Below are 14,223 nucleotides of genomic sequence, written 5' to 3'. Positions count from 1 at the left end.
AACAACAATTTGAGAGGGAGTGTTCAAATGGCTATACCTGCCATTCAGCCGTATCAAATGCCGACAGCAGCTGATATGCCGCAAAACAAAGTGTCATGGGTGCCTGCTCCAAATCGGGCAGTCCTGTTAATCCACGATATGCAAAACTATTTTGTCGATGCTTTCACAGCGGGAGCATCTCCGGTAACAGAGCTATCTGCGAATATACGCAGGCTGAAGGATCAATGTGCCCAGCTTGGGATACCTGTCGTCTATACTGCACAGCCAGGCAACCAAAATCCAGCTGACCGGGCGCTCTTGACAGACTTTTGGGGCCCAGGATTAAGCAGCGGCCCTTATGAGGAGAAAATTATAACCGAGCTGTCGCCGGATGATAATGATCTCGTGCTGACAAAATGGAGATACAGCGCGTTTAAGAGAACGAATTTGCTTGAAATGATGCGAAAAGAGGGACGGGATCAGTTGATTATTAGCGGAATTTACGCCCATATCGGCTGTCTCGTTACAGCGTGTGAAGCATTTATGGAGGATATTGAAGCTTTTTTCGTGGGGGATGCAGTTGCTGATTTTTCATTAGAAAAACATCAGATGGCGCTGGATTATGCGGCTGGACGCTGTGCGTATACTGTGATGACGGACAGCCTTCTCGATCAGCTGAAGAATGCGCCGGCATACACGCGAAAAACGGCACTAAACACCCGCAAAGAAATGTTTACTTGTGAGAAGATCCGTAAACAAATTGCTGAGCTTCTTCAAGATAAACCTGAAGATATTACGAATCAAGAGGATTTGCTCGACCGAGGGCTTGATTCAGTAAGGATCATGACATTAGTCGAACAATGGCGGCGTGAAGGAGCCGAGGTGACATTCGTGGAATTGGCTGAACGCCCGACGATCGAAGAATGGCAAAAATTGCTCGCCACCCGCAGTCAGCAAGTGCTGCCAAACGCGGATTATTTATAAAAGGAGGGGGAAACAGACGGATGCCCGAGACAAAAGACCTTCAATTTTCTTTAACCGGAGCGCAAACTGGCATATGGTTTGCTCAGCAGCTTGACCCGGACAATCCAATTTACAATACAGCGGAATATATCGAAATCAATGGACCAATCAATATTGCTTTATTTGAAGAAGCTTTGCGGCATGTGATAAAGGAAGCGGAATCGCTGCATGTCGGCTTCGGTGAACATATGGATGGGCCTTGGCAGATGATAAACCCGTCTCCGGATGTACAGCTGCACGTCATTGACGTAAGCTCTGAGACTGATCCGGAAACAACAGCATTAAACTGGATGAAGGCAGATATGGCAAAGCCGGTTGATTTAGAATATGATCCTTTATTCAATGAAGCTCTGTTTATAGCTGGTCCTGATCGTTTCTTTTGGTATCAGCGCATTCACCATATTGCAATCGATGGTTTCGGTTTTTCTCTGATAGCCCAGCGTGTGGCAAGTACGTATACCGCACTGGTAAAAGGACAATCAGCTGCAGACCGACCTTTTGGACCGCTGCAGGCTGTTTTGGAGGAGGATACAGCTTATCGCGGATCAGAGCAGTATGAAAAGGATCGTCAATTTTGGCTGGCGCGTTTTGCTGATGGACTTGAAGTTGTGAGCTTGGCTGATCGGGCGCCAAGAACATCTAACAGTTTTCTTCGTCATACAGCATATCTGCCTCCGTCTGATGTAAATGCGTTAAAAGAAGCAGCGCGTTATTTCTCAGGAAGCTGGCATGAAGTCATACTTGCAGTGTCAGCTGTTTATGTACACCGTATGACTGGCTCAGAGGATGTGGTGCTCGGTTTGCCGATGATGGGACGGATAGGTTCCGCATCACTAAACGTACCGGCTATGGTAATGAACCTTCTCCCGCTCAGGCTGTCTGTCAGCTCTTCGATGCGTTTTTCTGAATTGATTCAGCAAATTTCCCGGGAAATCCGCAATATTCGGCGGCATCATAAGTATCGCCATGAAGAGCTTCGCCGCGATCTAAAATTAATAGGAGAAAATCATAGATTATTTGGCCCGCAAATCAATCTCATGCCGTTTGATTATGATCTTGACTTTGCCGGAGCCCGAGGCACAACGCATAATCTTTCTGCCGGGCCTGTTGAAGATTTATCAATCAATGTCTATGACAGAATGGACGGCAGCGGACTGCGGATTGATGTGGACGCAAATCCTGAGGTATACAGCGAATCTGATATAAAGCTTCATCTGCAGCGGATCTCGCAGCTGCTGAAAGCGGCTTCAGCCGGGGAAGATATGCTGATTGGGCAGATGAAGATTCTCTTGCCACAGGAGAAAGAACAAGTCATTCGTAAATGGAATGAGACTGAAAAACTTGAGAAGTCGCTCAGCCTTCGGGAGATGTTTGAAAAGCAGGCAACCATTACGCCGGAACGTATCGCTCTTATAAGTGATGGCGTTCAAGTGAACTATCAAGAGCTGAACGAAAAGGCAAACCGCCTTGCGCATCTGTTGATCGAAAAAGGCCTTGGTCCAGAGCAATTTGCCGCTTTGGCACTGCCGCGTTCTCCAGAGCTGGTGGCATTGATGCTTGCTGTGCTCAAGACTGGTGCGGCATATCTTCCGCTTGATCCAGAGTTTCCGGCCGATCGAATTTCTTACATGCTGGAGGATGCAAAACCTTTCTGCATCATAACGACTGAGGAAATAGCAGCCCGTCTGCCTGATAAACTGGCAGTACCACAGCTTGTGCTTGATCAGGCTGTTACACAGGAGGTTGTAAAACGCTATTCGCCGGACAATCCGAATGTATCGGTTTCTCTTGCACATCCTGCGTATATCATTTATACCTCGGGATCAACAGGAAGGCCGAAAGGTGTCGTTGTAACGCTGAAAAGCTTAAGCAACTTTCTGCTGTCCATGCAGGAGGCATTTTCTCTAGCAGAAGAAGACAGGCTGCTGGCCGTGACGACTATCGCTTTTGATATTTCAGCATTGGAGTTATATCTTCCGCTGATCAGCGGGGCGCAAATCGTGATCGCAAAAAAAGAAACGATCCGTGAGCCGCAGGCATTAGCTCAAATGATCGAAAATTTCGATATTAATATCATGCAGGCGACACCGACATTGTGGCATGCTTTAGTCACGAATGAACCTGAGAAACTTCGGGGGCTCAGGGTGCTTGTCGGAGGCGAGGCGCTGCCGAGCGGTCTTTTGCGGGCGCTCCAAGATCTTCAATGTTCAGTCACGAATTTATACGGTCCGACTGAAACAACGATTTGGTCTGCAGCAGCTTTTCTTGAAGAAGGGCAAAAGGGTGTTCCGCCGATTGGCAAACCAATTTGGAATACACAGATATATGTGCTTGATAACGGTTTGCATCCGGTGCCGCCGGGAGTTGTCGGCGAGCTTTATATTGCAGGAACCGGCTTGGCCAGAGGTTATTACCGCCGCCCTGATTTAACAGCTGAGCGTTTTGTTGCAGATCCATACGGTCCGCCGGGAACTCGGATGTATCGGACCGGAGACCAGGCCCGCTGGCGTGCAGATGGGGCTTTGGATTATATCGGGCGGGCCGATCATCAAATGAAAATCCGCGGATTCCGAATTGAACTCGGAGAAATTGAAGCCGTGCTTGCCAAGCATCCGGACATTGAACAGGCTGCTGTTGTCGCGCGGGAAGATCAGCCGGGAGACAAACGATTGGTGGCGTATGTAGTGGCTGCAGCAGCTATTGATCTTGCCGAGCTTCGCCGTTATGTCGGTGACAGTCTTCCTGACTATATGGTACCGGCAGCATTTATGAAGATGGACGAGCTGCCATTAACACCGAATGGAAAGCTCGATCGAAAAGCACTGCCGGTGCCTGATTTCAGTACATCTGTCAGCGCTCGCGCACCGCGGACGCCTCAAGAAGAAATATTGTGTGATTTGTTTGCAGAAGTTCTCGGTTTGGCTCGTATCGGTATTGACGACAGTTTCTTCGAGTTGGGCGGACATTCGCTTCTTGCAGCACGTCTGGTGAGTCGCATTCGCGAAGCAATGGGAGCTGAACTCGGCATCGCTAAGCTCTTTGACATTCCGACAGTAGCAGGACTAGCTGCTCAGCTTGATCAAGCGCAGAGTGCACGGCCCGTTTTGCAAAGAGCTAAACGACCAGAAAGAATTCCGCTTTCATTTGCTCAGCGCCGGCTATGGTTCCTCCATTGTCTGGAAGGGCCGAGTCCTACTTATAATATTCCGGTTGCTGTCCGTTTGTCTGGCGGGCTGGACCAAGGAGTGCTGCAAGCTGCACTTTATGATCTCGTCTGCCGCCACGAAAGCCTTCGGACGATCTTCCCTGAATCACAGGGGACATCCTATCAGCATATTTTAGATGCTGATCAATCACGGCCTGATTTGCATGTTACTGAAATTAGTGAACATGAGCTTTCTGAGCGGCTTGCTGAAGCTGTGCGCTACAGCTTTGATCTGGCAGCTGAACCTGCTTTTCGTGCCGAGCTATTTGTTATCAATCCTGACGAGTACGTGCTACTCCTTCTCGTACATCATATTGTCGGGGACGGCTGGTCCTTGGCGCCGCTGACCCGCGATCTTGGGGAGGCCTATGAAGCTCGCTGCCACGGAAAAGCTCCCGATTGGGCGCCTCTTGCTGTGCAGTATGCAGACTATGCGCTTTGGCAGCAAGAATGGCTTGGAAGCGGGGATGATCCCAATAGCCTGATTGCGAGACAGCTAGCTTTCTGGAAAGAAAGTTTAAAGAACCTGCCTGATCACCTTGAACTGCCAACTGACTATTCACGTCCGGCTGAGCCGAGTCATGCTGGAGATATGATTCATTTTCGTATTGAACCTGAGCTTCACAAGCGATTGCAGGAGCTTGCCCGCGCAAATAGGGTGAGCCTGTTTATGGTGCTTCAATCAGGTCTCGCTGCTTTATTGACAAGGCTCGGGGCCGGCACTGACATTCCGATTGGCAGTCCGATTGCGGGCCGTAATGATGATGCCCTAGGCGATCTTGTTGGGCTGTTTATTAATACGTTGGTGCTCAGAACCGATACATCAGGTGACCCAAGCTTCCGTGAGCTTCTTGACCGTGTGCGGGAAGTGAATCTGGCAGCCTATGAAAATCAGGACCTGCCGTTTGAACGACTTGTGGAGGTGCTGAATCCAGCTCGCTCGCGATCGACACATCCTTTATTCCAAATTATGCTCGCATTTCAAAACACACCGGATGCTGAACTGCATTTTCCTGGCATGGAAAGCAGCCTGCGGATCCACACTGTCGGATCTGCCAAGTTTGATTTGACGCTGGAAATCAGTGAAAACCGTCTTGCTGACGGAACACCAAACGGATTGGAAGGATTGATTGAATATAGCACTGACCTTTTCAAGCGGGAAACTGCTCAAGCTTTTGCTGACCGTCTGTTGCGCTTGCTGGAGGCTGCTGAATCTGATCCTGACGAGCAGATCGGACATTTGGACATCCTTAAACCTGAGGAGCGCAGCATCATGGTGGCAGATTGGCAAAGTGTTTCTGAAAACATTTCGCACGCAAATTTGCCGGAACAGTTTGAGAAACAGGCTGCTTTACGTCCAGATGCCGTTGCCGTCGTTTATGAAGATCAGTCACTAACCTATGCAGAGCTAAATGTAAGAGCAAATCGGCTTGCCCGAATGCTGATCAGTGAAGGCGTCGGGCCAGAGCAAATTGTAGCTTTGGCACTGCCGCGGTCATTGGAAATGGTCATCGGGCTACTGGCCGTGCTGAAAACCGGCGCGGCTTATCTGCCTCTCGATCCTGACTATCCGGCTGAGCGAATTGCTTTTATGCTGAAAGATGCACAGCCTTCGTTTATTCTGACGAATACAAAAGCTGCTGAAAGCATTCCGCCAGCGAAAAACGTACCGAAAATGGTGCTGGATGACATCAAAATGGCAGAGAAGCTAAACACATACCGAGCTGATAATCCCAATCATACAGATCGAATTCAGCCGCTTTCTCCATTGAATACAGCGTATGTCATTTATACATCCGGCTCAACAGGGGTTCCAAAAGGTGTGCTGATTCCCCACCAAAATGTAACGCGTTTATTTGCAGCGACTGATCAGTGGTTCCATTTCAGCTCAGACGATATCTGGACCATGTTCCATTCCTATGCGTTTGACTTTTCTGTATGGGAGATATGGGGACCCCTGCTGCATGGCGGACGCCTTGTGATCGTGCCTCATCACGTCAGCAGATCACCGGAAGCGTTTCTGCGTTTGCTTGTCAAAGAGGGTGTGACCGTTTTAAATCAGACACCGTCAGCTTTCTATCAATTTATGCAAGCGGAACGGGAGCAGCCGAATCTCGGACAAGCACTCAGTCTGCGCTATGTCATTTTTGGCGGCGAAGCACTTGAACTCAGCCGGTTAGAGGATTGGTATAATCGTCATTCTGAAAATAGACCGCAGCTTGTCAATATGTATGGAATTACAGAAACGACTGTGCATGTGAGCTATATCGAATTAGACCGAAGCATTGCAGCGTTACGGGCAAACAGCTTGATCGGATGCAGCATTCCCGATCTTGGCGTTTATGTGCTGGACGAACGCTTGCAGCAGGTCCCGCCGGGTGTTGCCGGAGAGCTGTATGTATCAGGAGCAGGGCTGGCACGAGGCTATTTAGGACGCACTGGATTAACAGCAGAACGCTTTATAGCTGATCCGTTCGGTCCTCCGGGCACCCGGATGTATCGGACTGGAGATGTGGCCCGCCTTCACGCTGACGGCACTCTCGACTATGTCGGGCGTGCTGATCACCAAGTGAAAATTCGGGGCTTCCGAATTGAACTGGGAGAAATTGAAGCCGCGCTTGTTCAGCATCCGCAGCTTGAAGATGCGGCTGTCATTGTACGCGAGGATCAGCCAGGAGATAAACGTTTGGCAGCTTATGTCATACCTTTCTCGGAAGAAACGTTTGATACGGCGGAGCTGCGCAAATATACCGCTGAGAGGCTGCCGGATTATATGGTGCCTTCTGCCTTTGTGATGATGAAAGAATTGTCTCTGACACCGAATGGAAAGCTTGACCGTAAAGCGCTGCCTGCCCCGGATTTTGGAGGAGCAGTGACAGGACGCGGACCGAGAACGCCGCAGGAAGAAATCCTCTGTGACCTGTTTATGGAGGTGCTGCATTTACCGCACGTCGGCATTGATGACCGATTCTTTGATATAGGCGGACATTCCTTGCTTGCTGTTCAGCTGATGAGCCGCATTCGTGAAGCGCTCGGCGTTGAACTCAGCATTGGCATCCTATTCGAAGCGCCGACTGTTGCCGGGCTTGCAGAAAGACTTGAAATGGGTTCAAGCCAAAGCGCACTTGACGTTTTGCTGCCGCTCCGAACAAGCGGAGACAAACCTCCTTTATTCTGCGTGCATCCGGCAGGCGGACTCAGCTGGTGCTATGCTGGTTTGATGACAAATATAGGAACGGATTATCCTCTTTATGGCCTGCAGGCACGGGGAATCGGGCAATGCGAGGAGCTTCCGGAAACTCTCGATGACATGGCTGCCGATTACATTGAACAAATCAGAACAATCCAGCCGAAAGGCCCCTACCATCTGCTTGGCTGGTCTCTGGGCGGGAATGTCGTTCAAGCGATGGCTGTCCAGCTGCAAAATCAAGGAGAAGAAGTATCCTTATTGGTGATGCTGGATGCCTATCCGAACCACTTCCTGCCTATAAAAAAAGCGCCTGATGATGAGGAAGCGCTTATTGCCCTTCTGGCGTTAGGCGGATATGATCCAGACAGCTTAGGAGACAAACCGCTTGATTTTGAAACGGCAATTGAGACTCTTCGCCGCGATGGCAGTGCGCTCGCGAGCCTTGATGAATCGGTCATTTTAAATCTGAAAAATACGTATGTCAATTCTGTCGGCCTATTAGGCTCATATAAGCCGAATACCTTCCATGGAAATGTCTTGTTTTTCAGATCAACAATCATTCCTGATTGGTTCGAGCCGATTGAACCTGATTCGTGGAAGCCGTATATCAATGGACAAATTGAACAGATCGACATCGACTGCCGTCATAAAGATCTTTGTCAGCCTGAACCGCTTGCCCTAATCGGCAAGGTTCTCGCTGTCAAACTGGATGAGATGAATAAATAAGGAGGAAATAACAGATGGCAAATCCTTTTGAAAATGCGGACGGCACATATTTAGTGCTGATCAATGACGAAGGCCAATATTCCCTGTGGCCCGAATGTATAGATGTACCGAGCGGCTGGACAATTGTTCATGAGCAAAAAGGGCGTGAGGCTTGTCTGGACTATATCCAATCACATTGGAGCGATATGAGGCCAAACAGCCTAAAGACGATTGAAAACATGTAATCAATTGTATAAAAAAGAGACTGCCCGCCGCAGTCTCTTTTTCTATCTTACGCAGAAGTTTGAGTATGGTCACAATCTCTGACCGGGTTTCCATTTTCGTCCGTACACCAAGATTGGGATAAAAATGCTAAAAACACAGCGACCCACCGATCTGCAAATTGAATTAGAATCCCCCCGTCATGCCAAGAGCCGTTGTCTTTTTTCCAGCGGGTATCCATTGCGTTCCCTTGATTCATATGAATGTTGTGCATGCCATTGGTCGGGGTGAAACCGAATATCTTATCTGGAGCCTGTTCAGGCCCGAACTTCGAGCCGAATATATAAACCGGTGCTTTCTCCTCCTGCGCTTTTTTCATATAAGCTTCAATAAAGTCATTTAAATCATTATCAGGCCCCGTAATTTCATGCGGCAGAGGCTTCATGTCCTGTGGGTCAAACAAATTGCCCCGCACATAATCCAGCGCCACTTCACGGTTTGCCTCGTTGATCCTAGTATATCCATACGGCATGTTCGGAAGGATGGTGATCGAACTCGAATCAAACTGATCGTCAGCCAAGTACAATACTTCAGATTCCTCAGAACTGGACATGACATTGATGGCGCACCTGTAAAACGTATTCTCCTCACCAAGCATTTTGACTTGGAAGTGAGGACTGTCATCATCGGTTTCCCGCTTCATGTCTAAGACAATGCCTTTTAACACGCCATATTGCTGAACAGCCATATGAATCCTCCTTTATGATCAAGTTTCATCGTTCTTATTCGTGACTGTGTCTCTTTATTCCTTTGAAAAGATAAAAAAAGCCTGCAGAAATCTTTCTGCAAGCTCAATGTGAATTAAGCACCCGCCACAGATGACTCGTCCTGTAAAGCTTTTTCGGCAGGTACATACTCATACCCTAAATCCTTTGCAACAGCTTCATAAGTCACGAGTCCGTTTGCTATGTTTAAACCAGCTCTTAGTGCGGAACTATCTGCGAGCGCTTTTGCTGCCCCTTTGTTTGCGATTTGCAGCGCGTAAGGAACAGTAACATTAGTCAAGGCAATTGTTGAAGTACGGGGGACAGCGCCAGGCATGTTCGCTACAGCGTAATGGACAACGCCGTGTTTTTCATATGTCGGCTGATCATGTGTGGTCATATGGTCGACAGTTTCGACGATGCCGCCTTGGTCGATCGCGACATCGACAATCACCGAACCGAGTTTCATTTGTTTTACCATTTCCTCTGTGACAAGAGTCGGAGCTTTAGCCCCCGGAATCAAAACCGCGCAAATGAGAAGATCTGCTTCTGCCACAGCATCTGCAATATTGACCGGGTTAGAAATCAACGTTTTTATCTGATGGCCGAAGATGTCATCAAGCTGGCGAAGACGATCTGCGTTTAAGTCGATGATAGTCACATCTGCTCCGAGGCCGACAGCCATTTTCGCCGCATTTGTGCCGACAACGCCTCCGCCGATAATCGTTACTTTTCCACGGGAAACGCCTGGCACTCCGGCAAGCAAAATGCCTTTTCCGCCTTTAGGTTTTTCTAAAAATTGAGCGCCGATTTGCGCTGCCATTCTGCCCGCAACCTCTGACATTGGCGTCAGAAGCGGCAATGTCCGACCGTCACTAACCGTCTCATATGCGATTGCTGTAACTCCTTTATCTTTTAAGGCCTGTGCAAGCTCAGGCTCAGCTGCTAAATGAAGGTACGTAAACAATACAAGCCCTTCGCGGAAGTAGACATATTCCTCGGGGAGCGGTTCTTTCACCTTCATGACCATGTCGGCATCCCATACCTGTTTCGGGTTAGCAATGATTTCCGCTCCTGCTGATTCATAGGCTTCATTATCAAATCCGCTTCCAAGGCCCGCGCCTGTTTCAACCAGCACGCGGTGGCCGTTTGAAATCAGCTGTGAAACGCCTCCAGGTGTTAGTGCGACGCGGTTTTCATTGTTTTTAATCTCTTTAGGAACCCCTATGATCATATCTGTCTCCTCCTATATCTTGATAGGTTTAGTGTAGCTTGATTTTTCGGAAAATTCTTTGTTTGAATAAGAAAATAAAAAAACATGGATTTGTGAAATTTCACAAATCCATGTGCCGAAGTTTGATATCTAAATAGATGGTGAATTTTTGGTTCACATTTTTTAAATCAATTTCAGCGATCTGGCTGATCCGCTTAAGGCGGTAATTCAGCGTATTGACGTGGATATTCAATACTTTGGAGGCGGCATTCACGTTGCTGTCTGCTTCAATAAAACGCTCGAGTGTTTCTACCATATTTGACTGGTGATCCCGGTCATACTCTTCCAGTCTGGAGAGCGAATAATTCAAATAACCCGTCTGTTTTCGTTTTGCATCTAAGACATCCAAATATTGATAAATGCCCAGCTCAGAAAAACTGAAAAGACGTTTTGTCTCTTCTGCGAACCGTTCCTTCACTTTTAAGGCGGATAATGCTTCCTGATAGGAGCGGGAGACAAAAGAAATAGAATGATATATTCCGCCAAACGCGATAGAAACGTCTTCTATTTTATAACGTTCCTTTAGCTGTTTTTGCGTACTGAAAGCAAACTGTTTTACATCTTGAAAAGGGTGGTCTGTTTTGGGGGCGGTTAAAATAATGAGTTCATTGGAATCTACTGTCGCCAGAAGAACATGAACCTGCTGGGTGGTTTCCTGCAAGTATTGCAGCTGCTGTTCGATTTTTTCAGTCAGCTCGCCGTTTATCCTGATAATCATTACGGAAAACTCAGAAGGGGCGACCATTCCAAGCTTGTGGAATCCATCCGCCATGTCATGCTCCTGATAAATGTGCCCGGTCAGCAGTTTCCAGAAAAACTCTTGGCTGCGTTCTTCATTTTTTGTTTTCCTGATTTGAAGTTTGAGAAGCTTGTTCCTCACAGCTTTTGTTGCCATTTGCAGTGTCATCAGATCATCGTCTGACAATGTTTTTTGGATCTCAAGCGCCCATATAAACCCGAGCACTTGGTTGTTTTTCCAAATGGAGATGGCAACGCGATTGCTCAGTCCGACTTCGTCTATTTGCTTTACTTTGATTGGTTTGTCTGTTTTTAGCAGAGCTGGAATCGTTCCGTCTTTCCACAACTTGTTGATGACCTTCTCGGGTACTCTTCTGCCAATAATCGTAGACGTTCGGGCAGGATCTGTGCAGTCGCTGTGTGTACTGTAGGCAAGCAGCTTGTGATTGACATCCTCTATCGTAATCGGGCAACGCAGCACGTCGCTGATATGATCAGCCACATCTTCAAGCCGGTCAAAACTGTATGTAAACGGATCAGTTGGCATGGTCATAAATCTCCCCTACTTTTCATGCTTGATTACTCTTTGACAATTCATCCCCTTCCTTTTATTATGATTGTTATTGTTTGTGTAAATCAACAACAAAGAGAGAAGCCAAACAAAACAATGACATGGCATGCTGAGTGAAATGTCTTATATATTGGTGATATTTTCTTCCTTTTATAGTACAGTTGTATGCATTACATAATACGAAAGCTTACCCTAATATTCTTCTAGAGAAGTCATCGGGGCAAAGAAAGAAAAAAACTGAACCTTTCAGAAATGGTGCTCTGGCATTACATATTCTGAAAGGTTTTTTTTGGGAGTTGGAGAGCTATTTGGGTCTTTTGGATTATTCGGAGGATAAAGAGAAGATTGAGAAAATAAACCTAGTTATTTAACAATATATAACATTTTTAAGTGGAGTAAGATAAACCATTGGACTCATTTTGTAAAATTAAAACATATTTGTTTGACTGTGCCGAAAAACTGTTTTTATAATAATGACGTTCTAAAAATAAGTGAATTAGCCCATATTTAGGCTGATGGCACAGGAGGTAATGAGGAATATGGCAGGATTAATTCGTGTCACACCCGAAGAGCTAAGAGCGATGGCGAAACAATACGGCATTGAAAGCCAAGAAGTGTTAAATCAGGTTGATCGTTTAAACCGAATGATTTCTGATTTGAAAAGCATGTGGGAAGGTGCTTCAAGTGAAGCGTTCGCAGATCAATACGAGCAGCTCAAACCTTCATTTATCAAAATGTCAGATTTGCTTCAAGATGTGAATCAACAGCTTGATCAAACAGCAAATACACTTGAGTCTACTGACCAAGACATCGCAAATCAAATTCGCGGATAACAGTATGAAAGGGAAGGAGCGCCTGATTCACAAGAAGACGGCGCTTTTTCTATGTAAGGGTGAACCTAAAATGTATATTGATATTACAATAGATTTGAAACATTATAACGGAAGTGTCTTTGATCTCAGATTGTCTGATTACCACCCGGTGAAAAAAGTAATTGATATTGCTTGGCAGGCTCAAAGCGTAACAATACCTCCGCGCGAAGGGCACTGGATCAGAGTAGTTAATAAGGATACGGTGTTTTCCGGAGAATGCAAGCTATCTGATTGCGGCATTACAAACGGAGACCGGCTTGAAATATTATGAAAGGATCTGGTTGAATGTCAGGAAAACAAAAATCATATCTAGAAAATCAATTAGAAGCCGTTGCCGAGAAAACAGACGCCGGCTATACATTTACCTTTCAGCGGGAAAAAATAAAGCTTCTGGACGGTCTCGAAGCGAATGTGATCAAAGATGTAAATCCATTTTTTCATAAAGAGATCGATGTGACGGATGATGAAGTGATCATCACAATCCAACCTCCTCCCTCCTATAAAGCATTCCGCTTCATGAAAGCTAAAGATAAAAAAAGCAAATGGCAGTTTGCTTATCAGCTTGTTCAGGCTGTACAGCAGCACAATTTGTCGAGACTGAATGTAATTGTCGCTCCTGAAAACATTGTATTCGACAAAGGTCTGACGCCTTATTTTCTCCATTATGGCGTAAAAGAAAGCATTCCTCCCTACGAGCATGATGAGGAAAGAGTATGGGGCGAGCTGAAAGCAACAGCGGCTTTGGCAGTTGACGGCGCTTTTGCGTTTGAAGACTACCTGAAATTCAAGGAAACGCTGACGTTCTCTGCAGAGGCCAAGGCGATATTGGATGCGGCGTCCTATGATGACCTGCTTGAGCTGATTCAAACCCATATCGATGAGCTCGAAGCCAAAGCGAAAACATTTATACATATCCCGAGAAAAAAGTGGAACATCCAGCGATATATCGGTCTCGGGCTGATTGTTTTGCTTGTACCCGCTCTTATTTATTCGTTGTACTCCTTATTTTTCGCGCAGCCTAAGCACCAGGCGATAGTGGACAGCAATCGCGCTTTCCTAAACAAGCAGTACAGTGAGGTCATCAGCACACTATCCAAGTATGATGGGGAAAGCCTGCCCGAATCGGTGCAGTATCAGCTGGCGACGTCTTATGTTGAGATTGAAAGTATAAATAGTGATGAAAAGAAAAAAGTAGAAAATAACTTGGTTACACTGCAGTCAGATCCACAGCACTTCCTTTACTGGATAGATATAGGAAGAGGCGAGAATAAAGAAGCTATAAGTATCGGAAGAAAGCTTGAATATAATCCCTACATTGGGTTGGGTTTGATCAGATATAAGGCTGAGATACTAGCAGATGAAAGTATGAAAGATGATGAGAAGCAAAAAGAATTGGACTCTATACAGAGCGAGCTTGATCAAATAAGAAAACAAATCAAAGAACAAAAAGAACAAGAGTTGTCTGACACGTCAGAAGCTGATACAACCAGCCAAACCGCTGAAGAACAGACTGACGAAGAGAAAAAGCAAGCTGAAGAGAAAGCGGCAAAAGAAAAAGCCGCAGCCGAGGAAAAAGCAAAAAAAGAAGAACAAGCGAAGAAAGAAAAAGAAACAAAAAAGAAAGATGAGAAAAAAGATGACAAATAACACGGGAAATGAAGTACAGGTCATCGCATGCCCC

Annotated in this window: 9 protein-coding genes; 6 read left to right on the top strand and 3 right to left on the bottom strand. The window is 46.6% G+C overall.

Going from position 1 to position 14,223, the window contains the following annotated elements:
• The first annotated feature begins 27 nt into the window (after positions 1–27).
• Genes AAGG74_RS10160 through AAGG74_RS10150 form a run of 3 tightly spaced genes read left to right on the top strand, consistent with a single transcriptional unit; the run spans position 28 to position 8,347 of the window.
• On the top strand, positions 28–963 hold the full coding sequence (locus tag AAGG74_RS10160) for an isochorismatase (RefSeq protein WP_429675325.1): 936 nt from the start codon (positions 28–30) through the stop codon (positions 961–963).
• A 20-nt stretch (positions 964–983) separates the two neighbouring features.
• Positions 984–8,123 (top strand): amino acid adenylation domain-containing protein, encoded by a 7,140-nt coding sequence (locus AAGG74_RS10155; protein ID WP_429675324.1) that lies wholly within the window; start codon positions 984–986, stop codon positions 8,121–8,123.
• A 14-nt stretch (positions 8,124–8,137) separates the two neighbouring features.
• A complete protein-coding gene (locus AAGG74_RS10150; RefSeq protein ID WP_162103412.1) occupies positions 8,138–8,347 on the top strand; it encodes an MbtH family protein in 210 nt (69 codons plus the stop codon).
• A 47-nt stretch (positions 8,348–8,394) separates the two neighbouring features.
• Here AAGG74_RS10150 and AAGG74_RS10145 read toward each other — a convergent pair whose 3' ends face one another.
• The 3 genes from AAGG74_RS10145 to adeR all read right to left on the bottom strand — a co-directional run bounded on the left by AAGG74_RS10145 (position 8,395) and on the right by adeR (position 11,646).
• A complete protein-coding gene (locus AAGG74_RS10145; RefSeq protein ID WP_429675323.1) occupies positions 8,395–9,072 on the bottom strand; it encodes a DUF2278 family protein in 678 nt (225 codons plus the stop codon).
• Between the two features lie 113 nt (positions 9,073–9,185).
• Entirely contained in the window at positions 9,186–10,322 is a 1,137-nt protein-coding gene (ald, locus tag AAGG74_RS10140; RefSeq protein ID WP_429675322.1) for an alanine dehydrogenase, read from the bottom strand.
• A 100-nt stretch (positions 10,323–10,422) separates the two neighbouring features.
• On the bottom strand, positions 10,423–11,646 hold the full coding sequence (gene adeR / locus AAGG74_RS10135; protein ID WP_162103603.1) for a sporulation transcriptional activator AdeR: 1,224 nt from the start codon (positions 11,644–11,646) through the stop codon (positions 10,423–10,425).
• A gap of 563 nt (positions 11,647–12,209) precedes the next feature.
• Between adeR and AAGG74_RS10130 the strand changes: the two genes are divergently transcribed.
• The 3 genes from AAGG74_RS10130 to essB all read left to right on the top strand — a co-directional run bounded on the left by AAGG74_RS10130 (position 12,210) and on the right by essB (position 14,189).
• Complete coding sequence (locus tag AAGG74_RS10130; protein ID WP_162103409.1) at positions 12,210–12,503, top strand: WXG100 family type VII secretion target; 294 nt, start codon at positions 12,210–12,212, stop codon at positions 12,501–12,503.
• 70 nt (positions 12,504–12,573) lie between these two features.
• A complete protein-coding gene (gene yukD / locus AAGG74_RS10125; protein ID WP_162103408.1) occupies positions 12,574–12,813 on the top strand; it encodes an ESX secretion system protein YukD in 240 nt (79 codons plus the stop codon).
• A 14-nt stretch (positions 12,814–12,827) separates the two neighbouring features.
• On the top strand, positions 12,828–14,189 hold the full coding sequence (essB, locus tag AAGG74_RS10120) for a type VII secretion protein EssB (RefSeq protein ID WP_429675321.1): 1,362 nt from the start codon (positions 12,828–12,830) through the stop codon (positions 14,187–14,189).
• Positions 14,190–14,223 lie beyond the last annotated feature (34 nt).

It is taken from the genome of Bacillus mexicanus (assembly GCF_050445615.1).
Classification (GTDB): Bacteria; Bacillota; Bacilli; order Bacillales; family Bacillaceae; genus Bacillus; species Bacillus mexicanus.
The sequence above is the reverse complement of the archived record's forward strand: the minus strand, read 5'-3'. Positions and strand labels throughout refer to the sequence as shown.

Excerpts from the sequence above, each read along its gene's own strand:
- AAGG74_RS10160 (WP_429675325.1), top strand. The coding sequence starts at position 28 with ATGGCTATACCTGCCATTCAGCCGTATCAAATGCCGACAGCAGCTGAT.
- AAGG74_RS10145 (WP_429675323.1), bottom strand. The coding sequence starts at position 9,072 with ATGGCTGTTCAGCAATATGGCGTGTTAAAAGGCATTGTCTTAGACATG.
- yukD (WP_162103408.1), top strand. The coding sequence starts at position 12,574 with ATGTATATTGATATTACAATAGATTTGAAACATTATAACGGAAGTGTC.
- AAGG74_RS10130 (WP_162103409.1), top strand. The coding sequence starts at position 12,210 with ATGGCAGGATTAATTCGTGTCACACCCGAAGAGCTAAGAGCGATGGCG.
- AAGG74_RS10155 (WP_429675324.1), top strand. The coding sequence starts at position 984 with ATGCCCGAGACAAAAGACCTTCAATTTTCTTTAACCGGAGCGCAAACT.
- ald (WP_429675322.1), bottom strand. The coding sequence starts at position 10,322 with ATGATCATAGGGGTTCCTAAAGAGATTAAAAACAATGAAAACCGCGTC.
- adeR (WP_162103603.1), bottom strand. The coding sequence starts at position 11,646 with ATGCCAACTGATCCGTTTACATACAGTTTTGACCGGCTTGAAGATGTG.
- essB (WP_429675321.1), top strand. The coding sequence starts at position 12,828 with ATGTCAGGAAAACAAAAATCATATCTAGAAAATCAATTAGAAGCCGTT.
- AAGG74_RS10150 (WP_162103412.1), top strand. The coding sequence starts at position 8,138 with ATGGCAAATCCTTTTGAAAATGCGGACGGCACATATTTAGTGCTGATC.